The 24,346-nt window shown below is 27.2% G+C and carries 24 protein-coding genes; 8 read left to right on the top strand and 16 right to left on the bottom strand.

All coding sequences use genetic code 11. The features are described 5' to 3' along the window. Positions 1-6: 6 nt before the first annotated feature. The 12 genes from ACZ5OA_RS06620 to ACZ5OA_RS06565 are packed head-to-tail and all read right to left on the bottom strand — an operon-like array spanning position 7 to position 10,751. Complete coding sequence (locus tag ACZ5OA_RS06620; RefSeq protein ID WP_464907090.1) at positions 7-1,236, bottom strand: murein hydrolase activator EnvC family protein; 1,230 nt, start codon at positions 1,234-1,236, stop codon at positions 7-9. Further along, positions 1,233-2,030, bottom strand: coding sequence for a hypothetical protein (locus ACZ5OA_RS06615; protein ID WP_464907089.1), 798 nt, complete (start codon positions 2,028-2,030; stop codon positions 1,233-1,235). Before ACZ5OA_RS06615 ends, ACZ5OA_RS06620 begins: the two co-directional genes overlap by 4 nt. Then, positions 2,017-2,682, bottom strand: coding sequence for a cell division ATP-binding protein FtsE (locus ACZ5OA_RS06610; protein WP_464907088.1), 666 nt, complete (start codon positions 2,680-2,682; stop codon positions 2,017-2,019). Before ACZ5OA_RS06610 ends, ACZ5OA_RS06615 begins: the two co-directional genes overlap by 14 nt. After that, positions 2,667-3,794 carry a tRNA (guanosine(46)-N7)-methyltransferase TrmB gene (gene trmB, locus ACZ5OA_RS06605; RefSeq protein WP_464907087.1) on the bottom strand — a complete coding sequence of 376 codons (1,128 nt, stop codon included), beginning with the start codon at positions 3,792-3,794 and terminating at the stop codon, positions 2,667-2,669. The genes ACZ5OA_RS06610 and trmB overlap by 16 nt, the downstream gene beginning before the upstream one ends. Continuing rightward, on the bottom strand, positions 3,794-4,987 hold the full coding sequence (locus tag ACZ5OA_RS06600; protein ID WP_464907086.1) for a fibronectin type III domain-containing protein: 1,194 nt from the start codon (positions 4,985-4,987) through the stop codon (positions 3,794-3,796). Before ACZ5OA_RS06600 ends, trmB begins: the two co-directional genes overlap by 1 nt. Next, positions 4,917-5,849: an RluA family pseudouridine synthase gene (locus ACZ5OA_RS06595; RefSeq protein WP_464908332.1), complete on the bottom strand. Its 933-nt coding sequence runs from the start codon at positions 5,847-5,849 to the stop codon at positions 4,917-4,919. Before ACZ5OA_RS06595 ends, ACZ5OA_RS06600 begins: the two co-directional genes overlap by 71 nt. 39 nt (positions 5,850-5,888) lie before the next feature. Continuing rightward, the gene (locus ACZ5OA_RS06590) at positions 5,889-7,079 is read right to left on the bottom strand and encodes a tetrahydrodipicolinate N-succinyltransferase N-terminal domain-containing protein (protein ID WP_464907085.1); all 1,191 of its coding nucleotides are present in this window, start codon (positions 7,077-7,079) and stop codon (positions 5,889-5,891) included. Positions 7,080-7,098: 19 nt separating this feature from the next. Further along, positions 7,099-7,374, bottom strand: coding sequence for a hypothetical protein (locus ACZ5OA_RS06585; protein ID WP_464907084.1), 276 nt, complete (start codon positions 7,372-7,374; stop codon positions 7,099-7,101). Then, complete coding sequence (gene mnmG / locus ACZ5OA_RS06580) at positions 7,371-9,251, bottom strand: tRNA uridine-5-carboxymethylaminomethyl(34) synthesis enzyme MnmG (RefSeq protein ID WP_464907083.1); 1,881 nt, start codon at positions 9,249-9,251, stop codon at positions 7,371-7,373. The genes ACZ5OA_RS06585 and mnmG overlap by 4 nt, the downstream gene beginning before the upstream one ends. Then, complete coding sequence (locus ACZ5OA_RS06575) at positions 9,241-10,035, bottom strand: flagellar biosynthetic protein FliO (RefSeq protein WP_464907082.1); 795 nt, start codon at positions 10,033-10,035, stop codon at positions 9,241-9,243. The genes mnmG and ACZ5OA_RS06575 overlap by 11 nt, the downstream gene beginning before the upstream one ends. After that, positions 10,020-10,352: a flagellar motor switch protein FliN gene (fliN, locus tag ACZ5OA_RS06570; RefSeq protein ID WP_464907081.1), complete on the bottom strand. Its 333-nt coding sequence runs from the start codon at positions 10,350-10,352 to the stop codon at positions 10,020-10,022. The genes ACZ5OA_RS06575 and fliN overlap by 16 nt, the downstream gene beginning before the upstream one ends. Next, positions 10,353-10,751 carry a hypothetical protein gene (locus ACZ5OA_RS06565; protein WP_464907080.1) on the bottom strand — a complete coding sequence of 133 codons (399 nt, stop codon included), beginning with the start codon at positions 10,749-10,751 and terminating at the stop codon, positions 10,353-10,355. Positions 10,752-10,837: 86 nt separating this feature from the next. Between ACZ5OA_RS06565 and ACZ5OA_RS06560 the strand changes: the two genes are divergently transcribed. Continuing rightward, positions 10,838-11,572: a sulfite exporter TauE/SafE family protein gene (locus tag ACZ5OA_RS06560; RefSeq protein ID WP_464907079.1), complete on the top strand. Its 735-nt coding sequence runs from the start codon at positions 10,838-10,840 to the stop codon at positions 11,570-11,572. A gap of 163 nt (positions 11,573-11,735) precedes the next feature. Next, a complete protein-coding gene (locus tag ACZ5OA_RS06555) occupies positions 11,736-13,004 on the top strand; it encodes a chloride channel protein (RefSeq protein ID WP_464907078.1) in 1,269 nt (422 codons plus the stop codon). An 83-nt stretch (positions 13,005-13,087) separates the two neighbouring features. Here the strand turns inward: ACZ5OA_RS06555 and ACZ5OA_RS06550 are convergent, their stop codons facing one another. The 4 genes from ACZ5OA_RS06550 to ACZ5OA_RS06535 are packed head-to-tail and all read right to left on the bottom strand — an operon-like array spanning position 13,088 to position 16,091. After that, positions 13,088-14,980 (bottom strand): TIGR00341 family protein, encoded by a 1,893-nt coding sequence (locus tag ACZ5OA_RS06550; protein WP_464907077.1) that lies wholly within the window; start codon positions 14,978-14,980, stop codon positions 13,088-13,090. Continuing rightward, positions 14,981-15,367, bottom strand: coding sequence for a hypothetical protein (locus ACZ5OA_RS06545; RefSeq protein ID WP_464907076.1), 387 nt, complete (start codon positions 15,365-15,367; stop codon positions 14,981-14,983). It abuts the gene before it with no gap. Between the two features lie 2 nt (positions 15,368-15,369). Beyond that, the gene (crcB, locus tag ACZ5OA_RS06540; RefSeq protein ID WP_464907075.1) at positions 15,370-15,753 is read right to left on the bottom strand and encodes a fluoride efflux transporter CrcB; all 384 of its coding nucleotides are present in this window, start codon (positions 15,751-15,753) and stop codon (positions 15,370-15,372) included. Continuing rightward, entirely contained in the window at positions 15,750-16,091 is a 342-nt protein-coding gene (locus ACZ5OA_RS06535; RefSeq protein WP_464907074.1) for a DUF190 domain-containing protein, read from the bottom strand. The genes crcB and ACZ5OA_RS06535 overlap by 4 nt, the downstream gene beginning before the upstream one ends. A gap of 76 nt (positions 16,092-16,167) precedes the next feature. Here ACZ5OA_RS06535 and lepA point away from each other — a divergent pair, with 76 nt between their 5' ends. From lepA to ACZ5OA_RS06505, 6 genes are all read left to right on the top strand, one after another. Then, positions 16,168-17,946 carry a translation elongation factor 4 gene (gene lepA / locus ACZ5OA_RS06530; protein ID WP_464907073.1) on the top strand — a complete coding sequence of 593 codons (1,779 nt, stop codon included), beginning with the start codon at positions 16,168-16,170 and terminating at the stop codon, positions 17,944-17,946. Positions 17,947-18,008: 62 nt separating this feature from the next. Then, positions 18,009-20,627, top strand: coding sequence for a plasma-membrane proton-efflux P-type ATPase (locus ACZ5OA_RS06525; protein WP_464907072.1), 2,619 nt, complete (start codon positions 18,009-18,011; stop codon positions 20,625-20,627). After that, a complete protein-coding gene (locus ACZ5OA_RS06520; RefSeq protein ID WP_464907071.1) occupies positions 20,627-20,863 on the top strand; it encodes a hypothetical protein in 237 nt (78 codons plus the stop codon). The genes ACZ5OA_RS06525 and ACZ5OA_RS06520 overlap by 1 nt, the downstream gene beginning before the upstream one ends. Before the next feature lie 5 nt (positions 20,864-20,868). Continuing rightward, a complete protein-coding gene (locus tag ACZ5OA_RS06515) occupies positions 20,869-21,420 on the top strand; it encodes a ComF family protein (RefSeq protein ID WP_464907070.1) in 552 nt (183 codons plus the stop codon). Between the two features lie 44 nt (positions 21,421-21,464). Beyond that, positions 21,465-23,948: a DNA topoisomerase (ATP-hydrolyzing) subunit A gene (gyrA, locus tag ACZ5OA_RS06510; RefSeq protein WP_464907069.1), complete on the top strand. Its 2,484-nt coding sequence runs from the start codon at positions 21,465-21,467 to the stop codon at positions 23,946-23,948. A gap of 1 nt (position 23,949) precedes the next feature. Next, positions 23,950-24,318 carry a hypothetical protein gene (locus ACZ5OA_RS06505; protein WP_464907068.1) on the top strand — a complete coding sequence of 123 codons (369 nt, stop codon included), beginning with the start codon at positions 23,950-23,952 and terminating at the stop codon, positions 24,316-24,318. The last annotated feature ends 28 nt before the right edge of the window (positions 24,319-24,346 follow it).

Here is a 24,346-nt window from a genome sequence, read left to right as displayed (position 1 = left end):
TTCCTTTTATTTTAAATTTATAACTTTCAATGGATTAATTGGATAAGTTTTATAAGTTACTTCAAATTCTAATTTTCCATCTGTTTTTGCGATTATGTCGTTCTTTCTAACTCTATAACCTTTTTTGATAAAAGGGGATATTCTATTAAGTTTTGCATAAACAGAATGTAAATGATTTCTATGTTCTATTACTATCATTTTGTTGTTGTTTTGATTGCTTACAAATACAACTCTCCCCTTAAATATAGCTCGAACTTTTGCATTTGGCTTCGTTTGTAAAGTGATAGAATCATTATAAAGTGAAATATGATAAATCGGGTCTATGTAAGCACCAAATTTTTTAATAATTTTAGCATTTTTTACAGGTGGAATTGTTTTAGTTCCTCTATATCTTGCAGTTCTTGTTTTCATATAAACATTTCCATAATCTTTTACTTTTACTTTATCAGCGGCACTATTATATTTAGTTTTTCTATTATATTTAATTTTTTTATTGTATGCTATTTCTGCTCTTCTTTTTGCTGCTTCTCTTGCTTTTTTTGCAGTTTCTTTTTGAATAATATTTAGTTTTGCAAGTTGATTTTGCATTCTGTTTTGTTCATAAATTAATTTATGTAATTTTTTTTTATAAGTAAATTTTTTTGTATTTAATATACTCAATTTTTGATATTGTTGTTGTTTTAATTTAGCTAATTCTTGTTTTTTCTTTTCTAAAAGAGTAGCTGAATTTTTAATCATATCTATAAGTTTTGTAATATTTGTTATTTTTGAATTAATTTGTGAATATAATGAAGCTATAGATGACATTTTTTTACCACTTATTTTACTAACAGTAAGTAAAATTTCACTATTGATTAAATCATCTACAGAAGAAATTTCTTGTTTTTGGGCTGTATAATTATTTGAAATAAATTCAATGACTTCTTTTTGTAATTTTTCTTTTTGTTGTTCAAGCTCTGTTTTTTGATTTTGTAATTTTTGTAAATTTTTATTGTTATTATTAAGAGTTTCTTTTAATAAATTAATTTTATTGTTTAATTTAGATATTTTATTATTTATATTATTTAAAATATCTGTTTGCTGATTTATTTGTTTTACTAATTTATCTAGCGTTGAATTCATATTTGATATTCTATTTTTTGTAAAAACAATATTGGATTTTGTTTTTATTATTTTTGTTTTTATGTTTGAGGCATATAGAGTTAAAGAAAGGAAAATAAAAATAATTTTTATCAATTTTTACTCTTTTTAGAAAAAATTACAATCATTGTAGAAATTATAGAAAGAATTATACTAATACCGAAAAATAGAGCTAAGTTTTTTATAATATTTACATTTATTGTTATGCCTAGTTGATTTAGAAGATTTTGATATATATTAGAATTTAATATAAATAGAAGAATGATACCTATAATTACGACAGAGATTATAGAATCAACTATTGCAAGTCTTAGTAAGACACCACTTTTCAATAAAAAAGGAGCACCAAATAGATCCATAATGTACATTCTTTCATTATGTTCTAATTTCCAAACTTCCATCTGTTTTAGAATTAATAAAAATGAAATAAATAAAATAATTGTCATAAAAATAATTGAAATTGTTTTTGTAAGAACTAAAAGATTATAAATTCTGTTTTGATTAGCTCTAAAAGTTTCAATTTTTTTGATTGATGGAATGTCTTTTAGTTTTATTGTTAATTGTTTGATCTCATTTGGAGTAGGAAATTTAGAAAAATGAAGTTTATAAAAGTAAGGAAGTTCAGATTTTAATTTATTAATATCAAATCCTTGAAGATTTTGTTTCAAATTTTGGAGTGAATTTTCTATATTAATTGACTCTATTTCAGATATTTTTTTTAAGTTTAAATTTTTTAGAGGTTTATTGCTAACTACAATTATAGTATAATTATTTGCTATTTTTTGAGAGTAATTAGCTACAATTTTATTGAAAATAAAATATACTTCTATACTAAAAAGTATTGAAATAAGTGCTAAAATTAGAGACAAATGGTTCTTAAGATAATTCATAAATTTTTTTCCCTTCTATGTGAATATTCCTATATTTAATATGAAAGTCTTTAGGTAAATGGTGAGTAGCGATTAAAATTGTTATTCCAAGTTGATTTGCGTATGCAAATAAATCCATTACTATTTTTGCAGAAAAATCGTCCAAATTTCCTGTTGGTTCATCTGCTAATATTATCACAGGTTCATTGATTATTGCTCTAATAACTGCTGCTCTTTGTTGTTCACCACCGCTTAATTCATATGGATAATGCTCAGCTTTATGACTTAATTTAACTTTTGCCAAAAGTTTATCTACTTTTTTTTGTGTTTTTTCTTCTTTCATACCAGCTATAATTAGTGGTAATTTCACATTTTTTTCAATAGTCCAATCTTTTATTAATTTGTAATCTTGAAATACAATTCCTATAAATCTTCTTAAATATAATAATTGAGAATGTGATATTTTATTCATATTAAAATTACCAATTTGTAAAAATCCATCTTTTGGTTTTAGTTCCCCATATAAATGCTTTAATATTGTAGTTTTACCAGTTCCACTTGCACCTGTTAGAAATACAAATTCACCAGTATTTATGGAAAATGAAGAATCTTTTATAATATCTTCATTTTTATATCCAAGTTTTAGATTTTTAGCTGTTATGACTTTTGACATTTCAATATACCTTTTAATGTATTATGTACTTTTTGATTTAGTTTGTGTTTAATTGGTTTGTTGAAATAGTAACTTTTTTTACCAGCGATTATATATAAATGTTCAGGTCTTTCAAAAGCACCCATTGTTACTTTTAGTAAATAATTTTCTTCATCAATTTTTTCAATTCTTTCAAAATGTATTACAAATTCATCAAAAATATATGCCTTTTTTTCAGCTTTTGTAGCATCTAAACACCCGAAACTAAAATCAAATTCTTCGTTTAAATCTTTGGAAATATCATTATTTATAAGAAAAATATCATAAATATTTTTCTCCAATCTTTTCCATCTAGATTCATATTTACTTACTACTTCTAGATTTCTATTTTTATAAATTTTAAGTTCATTTTGATTTAAATTCATAAATTTATTGAAACTATATTCAAAATAGTTATCGCTATCAGTTCTTAAGTGTAAAAATCCATCTTTTTTAAGCACTCTTATAGCTTCATTTATAAAATATTTACTAATTACTCTTCTATGAGGTTTTTTATCCCAAGGAACTGGAAAATGAACATAAATAGAATGAACTTTATTTGAATCAATTTTACTTAAAACTAATCTTCCATCATAATCAATAACTCTAATATTCGTAATATTTTCATGTTTTATTCTTCTTAAAATTTGCTCAATTGAAGGTTTGTGAATTTCTATTCCTATAATTGTTTTATCAGGGTAAGTTTTAGCCAAATGAAGCAAATGAGTTCCACTTCCAAATCCAATTTCTACAATTATTTCTTTATTGAAATCAAATTTATTATTGATTGTAAGCATATATTCTTCACTATTTGGAATTTTATCTCTAATTCCTTCCACATTTGAAGTTATAATTTTAGCATCTGTTAAATTTACAAATTCTTTATATGCTTTTTTTAGTAATGAAGAAATAGGACGAGTGATTTTGTCATATTTAACTAAATATTTATCACCTTTTTTTCTAACATTGATAAAAAAAGTTTTATTATCTATTTTACAAGCGATTAAATTATCTACTTTAAATAAAAATTCAACATCCCCACTTTTTACAGGGAATTTAATATTTTTAAATTTATCTATAAACAAATGAGGCATTAAAAACTAACCTCAACTTCGTTTGGATTTGATATAAGCCCATTTTTGTCTATTGAATAAATTTTATATGTATAATCTTTTTTAGGTTTTATGTTTGTATCAGTCCATCCATTATGAACATTATGAATTTTTAATATTTTATCTCCATCATCTTTTTTAACTAGATATTTTACAGCTCTTCCATCTGGTGAAGATAATACAAATTTAATAGAGTTATTACCTCTTACAATTGAAACAATTGGTTTTGCTGGAATTGACAGAGTTGAGCCCATTACTGGATTTTGGGGCATCATTGATTCTATACCATATTTATCAACAGATGTAATCTTATAATATCTAACTGCTCCGTTTTTGTTTATTTTATCATTATAAAAATTATTTGTTGTAGATGCTTTTAATTCAAAATTACCTGTTGGAAAATTTGCCTCGTAAATATTATATTTTATGGCTGTTTTTACTCTATTCCAATTTAGATGTATTTGTTTTGGTAAATCATTTGTGGCAATTGCTTGAATTATGATCGCAGGTTTTTGTAAAGTTTTGGCTGTTAAAACTTTTGAAGGAAGTGAATCTAATCCATCATAACTTATAGAAATAATTCTATATTGATAAATTTTACCATCAACTAATCCTTTATCTATATATTCAGCACTTAATCTTGGTTTTATGGTATCTATTGTTTTCCACTCACCATTTTTATCATTAAATCTTTGAATTTTATATTTTTCAATTCTTTCATTTGGATTTGGTCTAAATACGATTTTTATCATTCCTTTTGCTTTTAAGTTTGCATTAGCTATAAAAGGAATAGGTTCTATTGGTCCTAATGTGTGAGCTTGAATAAATTTTGCAAAAGATGGGATACCTTTTTGATTGTAAGTTGATATTTTATAGAAATATGTATGATTTGGTTTTACATCAGTATCACTCCAGTGAGTTTGATATCTATTTTTTATTTTTTCAATTGTTTCATAGTGTTTTTTATCTTTACTTCTTTGAATATAATATCCTGCAATGTTTTCTCTATTTACTATTCCCCATTCTAAAGCAATGGCATTTCTATCAGATAAAGAGTGTACATATCCTACTTGTTTAATATTTGGTGAACTTTTAATTGGCTGATTAGGAGTACAACCTGTAATTAGTAAAATTAGCGAACCTAGAGATAATGTAGTTTTCATTAAGTTTTTCATTTATTTCTTCCTTGCAAATTTGATTTATTTTTTCTTTCATATCATCAAAAAGTGGTGCAGTAAATTGCATCAATTTTTTTGTTTTTGGATGTATAAGATATAATATATAAGCATGAAGCAAAATTCTATCCGAACTTTCCTTCGCACCATATAATTCATCCCCAATAATGTGTCTGTTTATAGAATTTAAATGAACTCTTATTTGATGAGTTCTTCCTGTAAATAGTTTACAAGCTATTAATTCTTCTTTCTCTCCACACAGTTTTATAAACCTTGTTTTTGCTATTTTACCATTATGAATAATGGTATTTTTTAATCTATTTTTAGGATTTCTACCTATTGGTCTATCAATTTCTATATCTTCTTTTAATGGTAAATCAATTATACCTAAATAATATCTTCCCATACTTTTATCACTTAATTGCTCACTCAAAAATTGATGTGCTTCATTTGTTTTAGCTATAACTAAAGCACCACTAGTTTCTTTGTCAATTCTATGGACTATTCCGTGTCTTTCTTCGCCAGAAATAGTGGAAAGACGGATATTTTTTGATTTTAGCCAATCCACAAGAGTAGCTTCTTTTACACTAGGAGCAGGGTGAACTACTAAATATGGAGGTTTATTTACTACTAAAATTTCATCATCTTCATAAATAATATCTACATCAAAATCTACTTTATAATCTTTTGGCTCTTCTAAAGTTTGGATTTCATATTCTATTTTATCATTTTGACTAACTTTAAAAGAGGGCTTTATAATAGGTTTATTATTTACTTTTACAAAACCACTCTTAATTAAGTTTGTTATTTGATTTCTACTTGAATTAATTTTTTCTTTTAAATAAATATCTAATCTGATAATAAAGCCTTTTTAATTTTTAATTATGAATTATATCAAAAATCAATGAAGTTCTTCATTTAACTTCACTTCTCTAACACTTCTAAATGCTACCATTTTTCCATTTGTTGTATTAAATCTATAATGAATTCCACTTAGTCCTGCAAGTTCAAGTCCTTTATAAATTTCTTTTGAATCATCAAATTCTGGATTTACTTCTTTTATTTTTGCTCTTTCTTTTTGACTGATTGTAATTTTTGTTCCTTCTAAAACTGCTATTCCAGCATCTACGATGCATCCGTCCCCTAATGGAATTCCAGTTACTGAGTTTGCACCAAGAAGCGTATTTTCCCCAATTGTTACAGGGTTTCCGTTTGTTCCAGATAATACTCCTAAAATTGATGCACCTCCACCAACATCAGCACCTTTTTTAACAACTGCACTTGATGAAATTCGACCTTCTACCATAACAGCACCTTCAGTTCCTGCATTGAAATTAATGTAACTAGCCCCTGGCATTACAGTAGTTCCCGCGGCAAGTTGTGCACCAAATCTAACTTTTGAAGTGTCTAAGATTCTTGTGTTATCAGCTGGGATAATATGTTGCAGGAATCTTGGGAATTTATCTACAAAGTCGATTCTAGGATATTCATTTCTAAGTTTAAGTTCAATTTCATTTTCTCTTAGATAATCCAACTCAATTGGAATATTTCCAGTCCATGCTAAGTTTGGTAAAACTCCAAAAGCACCATTTAAATTAATTCCTCTAAGTTTTGCTTTTCCAAGTGAAAGTGCATAAAGTTTTAGATATACACTTTCTACACTTTTTGGTGCATCATCACTAAAAAGAATAGTGACTTTATAGTTATTATAATCATATTCTTCAAAAAGTTTTTGTAAAGTTAAAAATAGTTGAATGTTTTTGTGTGAATTTTTATCTGCTTTTGCTTCTAGCAAAAATGGATTAAACATATCTAAAATATCATTTACAATATTGGCATTTAAAGTTGCTACTATTTCACTTTCGTTAAAGCCAACAGCAATTCCATTTTCGATTAAAGCTCTAATAATTACAGCTCCACTTCCAAAATTTTCATTCCAATTAATTAGTGGATATACGGCTTGAAGCACTTTATCAGTATGAACTTGACCATAATCTACTCTAGCTACACCAAAAGCTAATGGCTTTTTGTATCCTTCGAAATCCTCTATACTTGTTATTAATTCTTTAAATTCTTCTTTTGTTTTTATCATTTTTTATTTTCCTTAATTTTTATATTTTTTCAGAATTTGAATACTGAATTTTTACAAATTCATCATTTTCATTAGTTTGATAATATAATTTATCATCATGTGTAGCTATATTAAAAACATCTTCAAAAGAGTCTAAATTTACTGATTTATACCCTTTTTCTCTTAAATAATCTATACTTCTTATATCATTTACTAAAAATCTAAAATTTTCAAGTCCTAAATTAATTGCTTTATTTAAAGCTTCATCTATTTTATTTATATAATCTTTTTTTGTATCTACATAAATATAAGTCATTTTTGTCCTTTTTCTCTCATTTTTATCCACATATGCACGATATCAATAGCTGCAGGAGTTACACCACTAATTTCACTTGCTTGAAATAGGGTACCTGGTTTAATGGCTGTTAGTTTTTCTATTATTTCTATGCTAAGACCGGGAATTCCTTTGTATTCAAAATTTTCTGGAACTTTTACTTTTAACATATGTTTCATTTTATCAACTTGATTTTGTTGTTTTTTGATGTAATAGTAGTATTTTGCTTCTATTAAAATTTGTTCGATTGATTCATCGCTAAATTCTTCTAATTCTGGTGCTAATTTTAAAAGTTTTTCTTTGGTAAAACTATGTCTTGCAGCAATTACTTGTTTGCTAACTTTATCTGTAATATATCCTTCATCGATACTTGCTAAGAATTGATTATTTTCTTTACTTGGTGTTAAAAATGAAGAGTGTAAAACAAACATTCCTTTTTCTATTTCTTCTCCGACTTTTTTAACTCTATTCATAAATTTATCACTAACTAAGCCTAATTCATATCCATATTTAGAAAGTCTTAAATGAGCATTACTTTCTCTTAGAAGAAGTCTAAATTCAGCACGACTTGTAAACATTCTATAAGGCTCTTTTGTTCCTTTTGTAACTAAATCATCTATTAAAACTCCGATATAACTCTCATCTCTTCTTAAAATTAATGGCTCTTTTTTTTCTAAACTTAAACCGGCATTAATTCCCGCCATAAATCCTTGAGCGGCCGCTTCTTCATATCCAGTAGTTCCATTTACTTGACCTGCAAAATATAATCCCTTGATTTGTTTAGTTTCAAGTGAATGTTTTAGATTTGTTGGTTGGATAAAGTCATATTCAATTGCATAGCCATATCTTACTATTTTTGCATTTTCAAGCCCTTTGATTGAATGAATGAAATCTTCTTGTACATCCATAGGAAGTGATGTTGAAAGTCCATTAATATAATATTCTGTTGCATCTATTGTTTGAGGTTCTACAAATACATGATGTCTATCTTTATCAGCAAATTTGTTGATTTTATCTTCTATACTTGGACAATATCTTGGACCAATTCCTTCTATTTGACCTGTAAAAAGTGGTGCTCTATAAAAGTTATCTTTAATAATTTGATGAGTAGTTTCATTTGTATAAGTGATATAACAAGGAAGTTGTTTTCTATTTTTAAGCTCCTCTTTGTTAGTTGTGAAACTAAATGGAATAGGATTTTCATCACCTGCTTGAATCTCCATTTCATCAAAATTAATACTTTTTGTATCAATTCTTGCAGTAGTTCCAGTTTTTAGCCTTTCAAGTTTAAACCCTAAATTTCTTAAACTATCACTTAGTTTTTCAGCACTTCTTTCGTTGAATCTTCCACCTTTTATTTTCGTTTGGCCAAAGTGCATAAGACCTTTCATAAAAGTCCCAGCAGTTAAAATCACTTTTTTTGCTTTATAAGTGTTTTTTAGCTCTGTAATAACTTCTGTAACCTTACCATTTTTGGCTAAAATTTCTTCTGCTATTTCTTGACGAACATCTAAATTTGGAGTATTTAAAATTGTATTTCTTGCAACTACTCTATATTCATCCATATCTATTTGAGCTCTACTTCCTCTCACAGCAGGTCCACGGTTTTCATTTAAGATTCTAAATTGAATTCCAGCTTTATCGGTGATTTTTGCCATTTCACCACCCATAGCATCTATTTCTTTAACTAAATGTCCTTTTGCAAGACCTCCTATGGCTGGATTACAACTAGCAGCTCCAATTTGTTCTACTAACATAGTAAGAAGTAGTGTTTTTTTACCCATTCTAGCACTACTTAAACACGCTTCTATTCCAGCATGTCCACCACCAATTACTATCACATCATATTCAAAATTCATCATTTTCCTTTAATTTACTCGCATTTTTTATAAAATTTATTGTATTATCATCAAGTTTTTCATCTAAAAGTTTTCCAAATTCGTTTTGTGTTGATATATCTTTTAAATCTTGTTGCGCCTCTTTTGAAAAATTATCAAGTAAAATATTATTTTTATCTCCTAATAATAGAAGATATCTTTTATCAAAAACTTCTATCATTACAAGCCTATTTTTAGGGTCTATCATTTTTTGATATAAAACTTTATAATTATCTTGTTGCAATGATTTTGGTAATTTATTTAGTGTTTTTTTCTTGACATAAATAAGTATTATAATCAAAAAAATTAAAATTGCAATAACCATTATATAATTTATATAATTAAAACTATTATTTACACCTAAATTGTTTATATTTTGCTTGTTTATATTTTGAGTTTTTAATGCAGCTTGTTGTGCATTTTTTAATCCTAATATTCTAATTCTAAGTCCATATCCTTTGGCTGTAATAGAGGCTTTTATATTTAAAGGATTTTTATAGTTTAATTTTAAATTTATACTATTTTCATCAAGTGGTGAAATGATTATATTAAGAGAGTTTTTGAATTTTTTTTGTTCTATTCTATCTAAATTTATATTTGTGATTTTATAACTATTTTGCGATAAAGATATAATTTTACCATTAAAAGGTTTATCAAGTGAAAAAAGTATATCTATTTTGTTATTTAATGGGAAATAACTTATATTCAGGATTGAACTTGCATTTGCAAATATAAAAAGAAATATTAAAACTATAAATCTACCCATGAATTTTCCTTTGATAAATAATAAAGTATTGCATTATTGTCTAATACTTCATTAAGTCTTATTGCTAAATTTTTTTCATATACCATAACTTCCCCTTTCCCTATAATCCTGGTATTTACATACACATCTACACTTTCTCCTGCTGCTTTTTCCAAATCAATAACACTTCCTTTTTCAAGTTTTAAAATCTCTCTAAGGGTTTTATCAACTCTTCCAAGGTCTGATTCGAAAATAACCTCCATATCTAATAATCCTGAATAATCAGGGAGAATTTTGTCTGTTTTTCTTGGATTATTTTGTGTATTTTCTTCTGACAATTAATGTTCCTTCATTAAAATATAAAAACATCTATTTTTAAATTTATATTTTAATATATTATCATAATCTATTTTTTTGTATTCTCCTAAATATTTAGGAGTTGAAATATCAAAATTAATTTCTTTTTTAGATGCGATTATTTTGGCATTTCCAACTATTTGATTTATTATTTCTTTAGTTAAATCTTCTTTATTATAATCAGATTTATCTCCAAACCAAAGCTGGGCTATATAATCAAGTTTTATTTTAGGAACTACTACAAAAATATCCATATTTTCATCACCATTTATAGATATTTTTGCAACATATCCTTTTTTAGGATTTGCTTTACATTTAGAAATATTAGCTTCTATACTTTCTATATAGTTTTTGATTGCATCTGTCAAAATAATATTCATAAACTTAATCCTTTTTTTTGAATTATATCAAAAAGTGGTATAATTTGCTAAAGTTAAGAGTAATTTTATTTATTTAAAGGTATAAAATGATAATAGAATTTATAATAGCAGGAATATTCACCGGATTTTTTAGTGGATTTTTTGGAATAGGGGGTGGAACTATTTTAGTTCCTGTTTTATTATATTTAGGACTTGATATCAAAACTGCAATTGGAGTAAGTGTAACTCAGATGATGGTTAGTAGTATGTTTGGAAGTTTTTTAAATTATAAAAAAGGATTTTTGAAGTTTAATGAAGGGGTTTTTTTAGGAGTAGGTGGAGCTGTGGGGGCCACTATGAGTGGATTTATAGTTAGTCATCTTTCAAGTAAATTTTTAGGGTTTATGTTTTTGGCTATTTTAGCATTTGCAATTATTAAGTTTTTTTATGCACCTCATCAAAGCGCGGAAGATAATGAAATAAATAATAGATTTTTACTATTTATAATTGGTATTTTTGTTGGAAGTATTGCTATTAGTGTTGGAGTTGGTGGGGCTGTAATGATTACACCTATTTTAGTTGGGATGCTTAGATATGACCTTAAAAAAGCAGTTAGTTTAAGTCTATTTTTTGTAGTATTTTCTGCTACAAGTGGATTTATTTCTTTATCAAGTTATGGGTTGGTTGATTATAAACTTGGATTTTTAGTAGCTGCTTTTTCAATGATAGGGACATTTTTTGGTATTAAAACTTATCATAAAATTGAAGCAAAAAATCATAAAAAACAACTTTTATGGTGGTATGTTTTGATATTTATTTTAACAGCAGTAAAAATTATTTGAAATTTTAGGAAAAATTAAGGAATATTTTTTATGTTTAGTACATTTATCGAAGTTTTTTTATCTTTAGGTCTTTTTTATTTGGTTCTTGTGTTATAATAACAATTATTGGGCTTATAATTGGGGCTATTTCATTTTTATTTTTAATTGGAGGAATTAAATCATTATGGCTAATGTCTTAACATTAATTATTTTTTCTTTTGTAGTGGGAAGTGTTACCGGAATTTTTATTGTTATTTATGGTTTATCAATAGAACTTTTAAAACATCTTTTATTTTTTGGTGACCCTATTGAAACAATTAAGCATTTACCTATTTGGTATATATATTTAGTTCCAACTGTTGCTATTTTTATTGTTAATTATTTAATTAAATTAGATGAAAATGTTAGAGAATATGGAGTATTAGAAATTGCAAAAGCAGTTGAGGAAAATAAATTTATTGGTACATGGAAAAGTATTTTTTTTAAAATTATAGCTTCATCTATTTCTCTTGCTAGTGGTTTTGCAGTTGCAGATGAAGGTCCATCAGTAGCAATTGGGGCTATGATTGCAAATAAATTTCATTCTATTTTTAAGTTACCTAACAATTTATTAAATATTTCTTTAAGTATAGGGGCTAGCAGTGGACTTTCTGCAATATTTGTATCTCCAATAACAGGAATAACGTTTGCTATTGAAAATATAGCTTGTGTATTTATAAAAGATTTTTTAAGTTATATAATATTTGCTAGTATAATTTCTTTTTCTATAGCAGTTAATTTTTTAGAGCCTATTTCTTTTAAGTATGTAGCTGGTAAATTTTCAGAGTCTAAATATATAATTAGTGGTATTTTATTTATACCTTTTATTGCTTTTTTTAATTTTTTATATCTAACTTTAAAAGATAAATTTTTTAATTTTTTTAATAATTTTTTTAAAAGTCATTTTTTAATTCATAAAAATTGGATATTATCTATTATAGGTGGTTTTACTATAGGAACAATTTTATTAATTTCTCCTTATGGAGCATTTAGTGGTCATAAACTTGTAATAATGCTGATAAATAATAATTTACATATTCCCATATTATTATTATTTTTAATTATTTGTCTTAGAATGATTGCAATGAGTGTTTCTATTTATGTAAATGCTGTAGGTGGAATGTTTGTGACTTTAATGAGTTTAGGTGCCCTTATTGGGTATGAGTATGCTGAAATTATTAATTATTTTACTGTTTTTGAAATAGCACCTTTTTATTTTGCCGCTATTGGATCTGCAATATTTGTCGGAGTTAATATGAAATTACCTCTTACGGCTATTGTAATGGCTCTTGAAATTACATATGATTATAATGTAATTGTGCCAACTGGAATAGCTTATATTTTAGTTAGTTTCTTAATGAATTTAAAATTTAATATTAAAAAAATGCATTTTAGGCATTTTAAGATTAGATAAGATAGTATTTAAGTAATTTAAATATTATTAATTAATCTTTCAAAAATTCTATAGCCATTTTTTAGCTCCATCTAAAATAAAATTTACTTTATTATTACTTCTGTATTTGCTTTTAAAATAACAGGTTTATTTAGTTTATGTGATAAAATCTGTTGCAATTTATGTAACTCTTTATCTGTTACTATTTTTGAAGATAAAACATTAATATTAATTATAAGATTTTTATTACTTTTTTTAATATCTAAAATTTGAAGTTCAAGTCTGTTTTTATTAAGTGTTATATATTTAAAAGGTTTTAGTTGATTAAAATAGTTGTTTTTTTTAACTAAATTAATAAAAGAAAAATAGAGCGGAATAGAAATTATAATAAACATTATTGATGTATAAATAACAGCTTTTGTAGCTCTTTTGATAGGTGAATAGCCAAGTATTATAAAAGTTAATGATGCACTCAAAATGATTCCGATCAAGTTGGTTAAAAATAATAAAAATGAACCATAAATAACTTGATAATTAAGCATACCTATTCCTATTCCTGTAATACTTAATGGAGGAATTAAAGCAACAGCGATAGCTACGCCGGCAAGTGATTGCGCTATTTCTTCTTTTGATGAGGCATAAGCAGCTGCAATTCCTGAAAAAACAGCCACCATTAAATCCAATAAATTAGGGTGAAGCCTACTTGCCATTTGAGGAGTTATTTCTTTTAGTGGCATTAAATATGTAAAAAGGGCAGAAAAAACAATAGCTGTTACTATCCCATAAAAAAGAGTTTTTGAACTATTGATTGTAAGTGAGTTATCATTTCTTATCATTCCCATAGAAAGGGAAACTATCGGTGCTATAAGTGGTGCTAAAATCATAGCACCAATTATAACCGGCGTTGAATTTTCAAATAATCCAGTAGTAGCAAGTAATGTGCTTAAAATCATAAGCGTTATAAATATGGATGAAATCTTTGCACTGTTTCTAAGATTTGTAAAAAGGTCTTTGAATTCATCTTCACTGGCTCTTTTGAGAAAAGGTAATTTTCCTTTTAGTAAAATATCTTGAAGATCTTTTTGAGATGGAAGTGTTTTGATATCTATTATATCTTGATTGGATGATTCGCAATCTACTTCTGTTAAGTTTTTATTAATGTGTAAATTAAGTGCTTCTTTGTAAACAATAAATTCTAATTTTTGAGTAGAAATTAAATTTTCATCAATTATAGCTTCAATGGGTTCAGATGAATTAATAGTTAATTGTGAACATTTAATATATCCTATACTACTTGGTAAATTATTTATAAGAATTTTTTGATATATAAATATAAATATAAGATATTTAAAATAAGCGAGTAAAGAAGTAGGTGCTAAAATAAAAGCATTTAATTTACCATTATTTAGTGATGATGCCTTTTCACTTTTATTTAAAGGATATTTTAATATTGTTATACCAGTTGCAACGGTTTGAATTTTTTTATCTTCTGAGAGGCTTAAAGTATAGCTTTTGAATTGTAAATGTTTAAGGTTGTGAAAAAAAAGTTGAATTTTTTTAAAAAAAGAAATTTTATCAAGAGTAATTTTATTTATTACATGCATATCCCCAATAATAGCTCTATCAAAAACAATTATATTATTAGCTTTTAAAATATCTATTTTTTTTAGTAATTCTTCATTTAATGCATCATCAATTGCTTGATAAATATCTTCTGAAATTTCATAAAGTTTTGTAATATATTTACAAGTAGGCTCTGGTAATATGGCAATATTTATATTAAATTTTAGATTATTGTTTAAAAAAAGTTTAATATTCTCGTCCGATAAATATAACATATAAATATTTGTTGAATAATCACTATCATTTTTTAATATTTCATTGAAGTGTAAAATAGTAGGGGTTATATTGTATTTTTGAATTATATAATTAATTATAGCTTTATAACTTTCATTCTCGTCTTTATTTGCTACAACTATATAAATATTTTTATACATTTAAACCCTTATCTTTTCTTTGGCTTCGGCCATATCATTTAGTCTAATAAGCTCTCCATTCACGACTTGATACCATTCTCGTTTGTCAAGTGAAGCGTATTCAATTCTAACTTCGATTACTTCAAGCTCCATAAGTTCCACTTCCCAGCTTTCTTTGTAAAGTTTTTGTTTTTTACACCACTCTTTGCCATTTGAAGGTAAGAAATCTCTTTGAATATATTCTCCATCAAAATAAAGTCTTGCTACATAAGCAGGTCCGTGTTTGGGATAGTAGCATTTAGGAGTAGAAAAGAAGAAAAATTTTTTCTCTTTTCTTTGTTGTATTTCCTCTTTTACTTCATAAAAAAGTTCTTCTAATTCTTCTAAACTAAGCTTTTTTATGTTCATAATTATGCGTATAATTTTCTCATAATAGTAATTGCTATGATTGTAGCAATTATACTTAAAGTTACATTTAAAACTATATTTAAAGAAAATCTGTAATAATCACCTTCTTGTAGCATTGTAACACTTTCAAGTGAAAAAGTTGAAAAAGTTGTAAGTGCTCCTAAAAATCCGGTCATTATAAGTGCTTTATATTCAGGTGCTGAGATGTTTTCAAATACTACAACCATTAGTCCAATTATGAAACTTCCTACAATATTAACTGTTAAAGTACCAATAGGAAAAAGTGTAGAAGAAAATGTTTTTTGCATAAATCCAGCCAGTAAAAACCGACTAATAGCACCAAAAAATCCACCAGCACCTATTATTGCTAAAAGTGTCAAATTCATTTACTTTCCTTATGTTTATATTGAATAACTTCTGTATCTGTCAAAGTTACAAGTCCTTCATCTACTATTTTCTCTAAAGTTTTTGCAAAATTTACTATTTTTTCTTCATTATCGATTATTTCTACAATAATAGGTAAATTTTCGCTCATTGAAAGAAGTGAAAATGTATGAATTTTTGAGTGAGGTCCCATTCCTGCAATTCCTTTAAATATAGTCGCCCCTGCTAAACTTTCTTCTTTTGCTTTTTGTAAAACAACTTCCCATAATGGAGTATGATCGTATTTATCGAGTGAATCTATATAAAGTCTCAAAATTTTCTTTTTACCTATACTGTTCATTTTAGTCCTTTTTTAATGAAATTATACTACTTTTAATGTTATAATTTCAAATATATAAATTATAAAGGAAAATTTTATGCAAGAGAAAATTAGAAACTTTTCAATAATAGCTCATATCGACCACGGAAAAAGCACTTTGGCCGATAGACTTATTCAGGAATGTGGAGAAGTAACAGATAGAGAATTATCAGCTCAAATGCTTGATAATATGGATATCGAAAAAGAGAGAGGAATTACGATTAAAGCTCAATCAGTTAGACTTCATTATAAAGGTTATGTTTTAAATTTGATTGATACCCCAGGGCATGTGGATTTTAGTTATGAAGTTAGTAAATCACTTAAATCAAGTGAAGGTGCATTGCTTGTTGTAGATGCTTCTCAAGGTGTAGAAGCCCAAACTATAGCAAATGTTTATTTAGCGCTTGATAATGAATTAGAAATAATTCCGGTAATTAATAAAATTGACCTGCCAAGTGCAGATGTCGATAGAGTAGCAGTTGAAATAGAAGAATCTTTGGGAATTGATGCGAGTGGTGCTATTTTGGCTAGTGCAAAAACTGGTGAAGGAATTACAGAGCTTCTTGAGGCAATTATAGAAAGAGTTCCAGCTCCAAATGGAGATGAAAATGCACCATTAAAAGCATTTATTTATGATAGTTGGTTTGATAACTATTTAGGAGCTTTGGCACTTGTTAGGGTTTTTGATGGAGAGATTAAAACAAATCAAGATGTTTTGGTAATGGGAACGGAAAAAAGTCATAAAGTAAATGAACTTTATTATCCACATCCCAAAAGAAAAATAGCTACAAAATCAATAAAAACAGGTGAAATTGGAGTTGTCGTTTTAGGACTTAAAAATGTAGCAGATATCAGGGTGGGAGATACAATTACAGATTTTAGAAATCCAGCAAGCAAGCCTGCTGATGATTTCGAAGAAGTTAAATCTTTTGTATTTGCAGGTATTTATCCTATTGAAACAGATAAATTTGATGATTTAAGAGATGCACTTGATAAACTAAAATTAAATGATTCATCTATCACTTACGAGCCGGAAACTTCGAAAGCGTTGGGATTTGGATTTAGAGTTGGATTTTTGGGAATGCTTCATATGGAAGTTGTAAAAGAAAGATTGGAGAGAGAATTTGGACTTGAATTAATTGCAACCGCTCCAAGTGTAACTTATGAAGTTTTGAAAACTGATGGAGAAAAAATAGTAGTTTCAAATCCGAGTGAACTTCCTGATGTTAGTAAAATCGATAAACTTTATGAACCTTATGTAAAAGCGACTATTTTAGTGCCAGATGAATTTGTAGGAAATATGATAACTTTTTTGAATCATAAAAGAGGAATGCAGAAAAAAATGGACTATTTAGGAGAAAGAGTTTTACTTGAATATGAAATTCCAATGAATGAAATTGTTACAGATTTTTATGATAAATTAAAATCAATTACAAAAGGTTATGCAAGTTTTGATTATGAAATGATTGGTTATAAAGAGGGTGATTTGGTAAAACTTGATATTAAAGTTGCAGGTGAAGCTGTCGATGCTCTTACTTTAATTGTAGATAGAAACAAAGCTTTAAATAAAGGTAGGGAACTTATAAAAGTGATGAAAGAACTCATTCCGAGACAACTTTTTGAAGTGGCTATTCAAGCAAGTATTGGAAATAATATTATTGCTCGTCAAACGGTAAAAGCACTTAGAAAAGATGTAACGGCTAAATGTTATGGTGGAGATATTAGTAGAAAAAGAAAGCTACTTGAAAAACAAAAAGCTGGTAAAAAAAGAATGAAGTCAGTAGGAAAAGTAAATATTCCACAAGAGGCGTTTTTGAGTGTGTTGAAGATTGATTAAGGTGTAATATATTATGATATAATTGAGGGTATAATAAGATATGAATAAAGAAGGGGATATAAATGAATGGAAATATTAAAGGTTTAACAACTAAAGAAGTAGAAGAAAGGCTTCAGAAATATGGCTATAATGAAATATCTGTAAAAGAAGAATCTACTCTTCATAGAATTTTTAGGCGATTTTGGGGGCCAATTCCGTGGATGATAGAAATAGCTGGTATTTTATCTGCTATTGCGCACAGATGGGAAGATTTTACTATTATTATCATTATGTTATTTATAAATGCTTTTGTAGATCTTTATCAAGAAAGCAAAGCTTTAAATGCTATTTCAGTTCTGAAAAAGAAATTAGCACCCAAAGCTTTAGTTTTAAGAGATGGAGTTTTTAAACAAGTTTTGTCAAAAGAGTTAGTCCCAGATGATATTATTAAAGTAAAAATTGGAGATATAGTTCCTGCTGATGTTAAGCTTTTAAGTGGAAGTGATTTTCTTCAAGTAGATATGTCAGCTCTTACTGGAGAAAGTCTTCCAGTTGATAAAAAAATATATGAAGAAGTTTATGCAAATGCTATTGTAAAACAAGGTGAGATGTTAGCCAAGGTTACCAAAACAGGGGTTAATACTTATTTTGGTAAAACAGTTGGACTTGTAGCAAAAGCAGAAAATGAAGAAAAAAGTCATTTCCAAAAAATGGTTATAAAAGTTGGTAATTTTTTAATAATATCAACATTAATTGTAATTGCCATAATTATTGGTATAGCTCTTTATAGAGGAGAAAATTTCTTTGATATTTTAATTTTTTCATTAGTTTTAACAATTTCAGCAATTCCAGTAGCAATGCCAGCAGTTTTGACTGTTACTATGGCACTTGGTGCTGGAGTATTAGCAAAAAAACAAGCTATTGTATCAAGACTTGCAGCTATTGAAGAACTTGCTGGAATGGATATTTTATGTAGTGATAAGACAGGAACTTTAACTCAAAATAAAATGAGTTTAGCTAAGCCTTTTGTTGAAAAGTCTTATGATGAAAAAACTTTAATGATTTATGCGGCACTTGCAAGTAAAATAGAAAATAGTGATCCTATAGAAGCTCCAATTTTTGATTATATAAATAAAAATAATTTAAATAAAGAACTTTTAACTCATCATAAAATGAGTAAATTTATTCCATTTGATCCAGTTAGAAAAAGAACTGAAGCTAAATATGCAGATGGAGTTGTTTATGCAAAAGGTGCTCCTCAAATCATAATTAATTTATCCAATCAAAAAGAATTTGATAAAAATGAAGCCTTTAAAATGGTGGAAAATTATGCCGAAAAAGGATTTAGAACTTTAGGAGTTGCGTACAAAAAAGCAAATGAAAATGACTATCATTTTGTAGGACTTGTTCCACTTTTTGACCCACCAAGAGTTGATAGTAAAGAATCAATAGAGCTTGCAAATGCTCATGGTGTAGAAGTTAAAATGGTAACAGGAGATAATATAGCAGTTGCTAAATATATTTCCAGTATTTTGGGAATTGGTGACAATATTCAAAATATTAAAGATTTAAAAGGACAAAGTACAAAAGAGTTTATTTATTTATCTAAAATATTAGGAGAAGCAATTGTAAAAAATGTTTCAAATTTAAGTGAAGATGAAGTAAAAGAAAAAGTTGATGCTATTGTAAAAGAGGTTAAAAAAGAGTTAGAAGAAACTCCTCTTGCTGTAGGAAGTGTTAAAAAACATGAATCTGAAATTATAGAGATTATTGAGGGGGCAAACGGATTTGCTGAGGTTTTTCCAGAAGATAAATATTTTATAGTGGATAAACTTCAAAAAGCAAATCATATTATAGGTATGACTGGAGATGGAGTAAATGACGCACCTGCACTTAAAAAAGCAGATTGTGGAATTGCGGTAAGTGGTGCGACTGACGCGGCAAGAGCGGCTGCTGATATTGTTTTATTAAATCCTGGGCTAAAAGTAATAACTGACGCAATAGTTCAAGCAAGAATTATTTTTGAAAGAATGAAAAGTTATGTTATTTTTAGAATTGCTGAAACTATAAGAATCGTACTATTTATGAGTTTAGCTATCGTTGTTTTCAACTTTTATCCAGTAACTGCTATAATGATTATTATTTTAGCCTTATTAAACGATATTCCAATTATGACAATTGCTTATGATAATACAAAAGTAGATAAAAAGCCAGTTCGCTGGAAATTTAGAGATATATTTGTGATGTCAAGTTGGCTTGGATTTGCTGGAGTTTTGAGTAGTTTTACGATTTTTTATATTACAATGATTTATCTAAAAGCACATCCAGAGTCAGTTTCATTTTTGCCAGATGTTCCAAGTTGGGTAAATATGAAAGATAATCAAAGTTGGGTAAGTTTTGTGCAAGCTATATTTTTTGCAAAACTTATAATTGCAGGTCATGGTACTATTTACAATACAAGAATTGGTGATTGGTTTTTCAAAAGACCTTGGCCTAGTTGGATTTTATTTACAGCGACATTTTCTACAAGAATTATTGGGACAGTAATTGCAGTATATGGATTTGGACTTATGACTCCTATTGGTTGGAAATGGGCAATATTTATGTGGACTTATGCTTTAACTTGGTTTGTGTTCAATGATATTGTAAAAATGGCAGTTTTAAGATATTATAAGAAAAAATATAATGAAGAGGTGATTTGATGCAAGAGAAAAAACAGGAAAAAAAAGTAGAAAGAAAATTAACATTTAAAGAAAAAATGGGTATATTAGCAGCTATTTGTATGTTTTTTGCTATTGGTATGATGATGGGAGGAGGTAAAGCTGGAAATTTACCTATTCAATATTCAGGAGCGGCGCTTTTTACTCTTGGAGCTGGAATTGCCATTTGGCTTTTGGTAACTGCTCCCCCAAAAGATGATGAAGAGTTTGATGAGTGAAACAGATGTTTTGTCTAACTTGCAACTCTTTTTCACTTGAAATAATTTGCGAAAAATGTCAAAAAAACTTATTAACTCCAACGATTCAAAAAAGAGATGATATTCTCTCTTTTTATTCTTATGAAAATATTGAAACTCTTTTAAAATATAAATATCATCCATTTGGAAGTAGAATATTTAAAATTTTAGCAAAAAATTCATTTGCAGAGTTTAGTAAAGTTTACAAAGAAAATATAATTTCACTTTCAATTGATGATAAAGTTAAAAAAGGCTATTCTCACACGGCTATTTTAAATAATGCTTTAAAATCAAAATATATAACTCCACAATATAAAAAATTACTTTCAAAAAATCAAGTTCAGTATGCTGGAAAAGATTTGAAGTTTAGACTAAATAATCCTAGAAATTTCGAGTACAAAGGCGAAAAGAATATTGATGTAATTTTGGTAGATGATGTAGTAACAACTGGTACAACTTTGAATGAAGCAAAGCAAACTTTGAAGAAATATGGAATAAATGTATTATTTTGTGTTGTTTTAGTAGATAAAAGATGGTAATTTTGGTAATATTATAAATATAAAAGTTTGCAAAAAGGAATTTTATGGGAAATATTAAAGAAGTAAATATTGAAGATAGTCTAAAACAAAGTTATTTAGATTATTCTATGAGTGTAATTGTGGGTAGAGCTTTACCTGATGCAAGAGATGGTCTAAAACCAGTTCATAGAAGAATTTTATATTCAATGCACAAAATGGGAATCACTGCTGGAAGTTCTTACAAAAAATCAGCAAGAATCGTTGGGGATGTAATCGGTAAATATCATCCACATGGAGATACAGCAGTTTATGATGCACTTGTAAGAATGGCGCAAGATTTTTCAATGAGAGTTCCATTAATAGATGGTCAAGGAAACTTTGGGTCTATTGATGGAGATAATGCAGCTGCTATGAGATATACAGAAGCCAGACTTACTAAACTTAGTGAGGAATTAATAAAAGATATCGAAAAAGATACAGTTGATTTCGTGCCAAACTATGATGCTACTGAGAAAGAGCCTGATGTTTTACCTACAAGATTTCCAAATCTTTTATTAAATGGAAGTAGTGGTATTGCTGTTGGGATGGCTACAAATATTCCTCCACACAATTTAAGTGAATTAATAGAGGCGCTTATTTATATGCTTGAAAACAAAGATGCAACAATTGATGATATACTTGAGATTGTAAAAGGTCCAGATTTTCCAACTGGTGGAACTATTTTTGGTAAAAAAGGAATTGTTTCAGGATTTAAAAGTGGTAGAGGAAGTATCAAAATTAGAGCAAAAGTTCATATCGAAACAAAAGGGAAAGATATTATCGTAATTGATGAACTTCCTTATCAAGTAAACAAAGCTAAACTTATAGAAAAAATATCACAACTTGCAAAAGATAAATTAATTGAAGGTATTTCTGAAATTAGAGATGAATCAGATAGAGATGGAATAAGAGTTGTGATTGAGCTTAAAAGAGGAACAATTACAGAAGTTGTTTTAAATAATCTATATAAACAAACAGCAATGCAAACAAGTTTTGGTATCAATATGCTTGCTATCAACAATAAAGAACCTAAATTATTTAATATTTTTGAATTGTTAGAACTATTTTTGAGACATAGAAAAACTGTTGTAATTAGAAGAACTATTTATGAACTTACAAAAGCAAAAGCAAGAGCTCATATTTTAGAAGGTCTCAAAATTGCTTTGGCAAATATTGATGAAGTAGTGCAAACTATTAAGACTTCTGCTAATACAGCAGATGCAAAAGAAAAATTGATTGAAAAATTTGTTTTAAGTGATATTCAAGCAGGTGCAATTCTTGATATGAAACTTTCAAGACTTACTTCATTAGAAGTTGAAAAACTTGAAAATGAGTATAAAGAACTTATGGAAAAAATCGAATATTTAACTTCAATTCTAAAAAGTGAAGAAAAACTTGAAGGTATTATAAAAGATGAATTTAAAGAGATTCAAGAAAAATATAATACTCCAAGAGTGACTGAAATTATTGATGATTATGATGAAATTGATAGTGAAGATTTAATCCCAAGAGAAGAAGTAATCGTAACAATTACTCATAGAGGTTATGTAAAAAGAGTACCTCTTAAAACTTATGAAAGACAAAATAGAGGTGGAAAAGGTAAAACTGCTTTGACTACTTATGAAGATGATTTTATTGAAAGTTTTTATGTTTGTAATTCACACGATACTTTGATGATAATTACAGATAGAGGACAATTACATTGGCTAAAAGTTTATAAAATTCCAGAAGGAAGCAGAACTGCCAAAGGTAAAGCGATTGTTAATTTAATCAAACTTGAACTAGATGAAAAAATAATGACAATCATCAAAACAACTGATTTTGATGAAAATAAATCATTAGCATTTTTTACTAAAAATGGAGTTGTTAAAAGAACTAATTTAAGCGAATTTAAAAATATTAGAAATGGTGGAGTAAGAGCTATCACTTTTGATGAAAATGATGAATTGGTAACTGCAAAAGTTATTTATTCAGAAGATAAAGAAATTCTAATAATAACTAAAAAAGGTCAGGCTATTAGATTTGAGAAAGAAAAAGCTCGTGAAATGGGTAGAACTGCAAGAGGTGTTAGAGGAATTAAATTCAAAAAAGAGGATGATGAAGTTGTAGGTGCATTTGCAGTTGCAGATGAAAATCAAGAAGTTTTGAGTGTAAGTGAAAAAGGTTTTGGTAAAAGAACAGAAGTTAGTGCTTACAGACTTACCAATAGAGGTGGAAGCGGTGTAATCGCTATGAAACTTACTCAAAAAACTGGTGATTTAGTAGGAATGCTTACAACAGAAGAAGATTTTGATTTGATGCTTCTTACAAGTAAAGGTAAAATGATTAGAGTTGATATGACTTCAATTAGAAAAACTGGTAAAAATGCAAGTGGAGTAACTATTATTAAGGTTGATAAAGGTGACAAAGTTGTTTCAATTGCAAAAACCCCTGTCGAAAAAGATGAAGAAGAAATTGAAGCAGAGAACACTCCAGCTGAACCTATTCAAGATCCGCTAATTTCTGAATAAAATGTGGAAAATTCTTTTTTTTCCCATTTTTCTTTTTGCTACTGATTATTATCTTTCTTTTCAATTCGTAACTCATAATTATAAACTATTTAGCTATAAAATAGAGTATTCAAAAGCTTTAACTAATCCAAAATTAAAAACTATAAAAACTATTATTTATTATCCAAAACATAAAACTATAAAAGATATTTTTAAATATGAATCTGATAATATCGTAGATGTTCTTTCAAAAAATGGAGTAATTATTTATAACAATGATAAAATCAATAATTTTATTCTACAAAATCGTACAAAACTCTCATTTCCACCTAAAAGGTTTAATATAATTTTGAAAAATGGAATTATGATAATGCAAGAAAAAAGTAAATAATTTTTGATATACTTATAATATAATTTTT

The organism is Thioreductor micantisoli (genome assembly GCF_055392745.1).
This window is presented reverse-complemented; position numbering and strand designations above follow the sequence as displayed.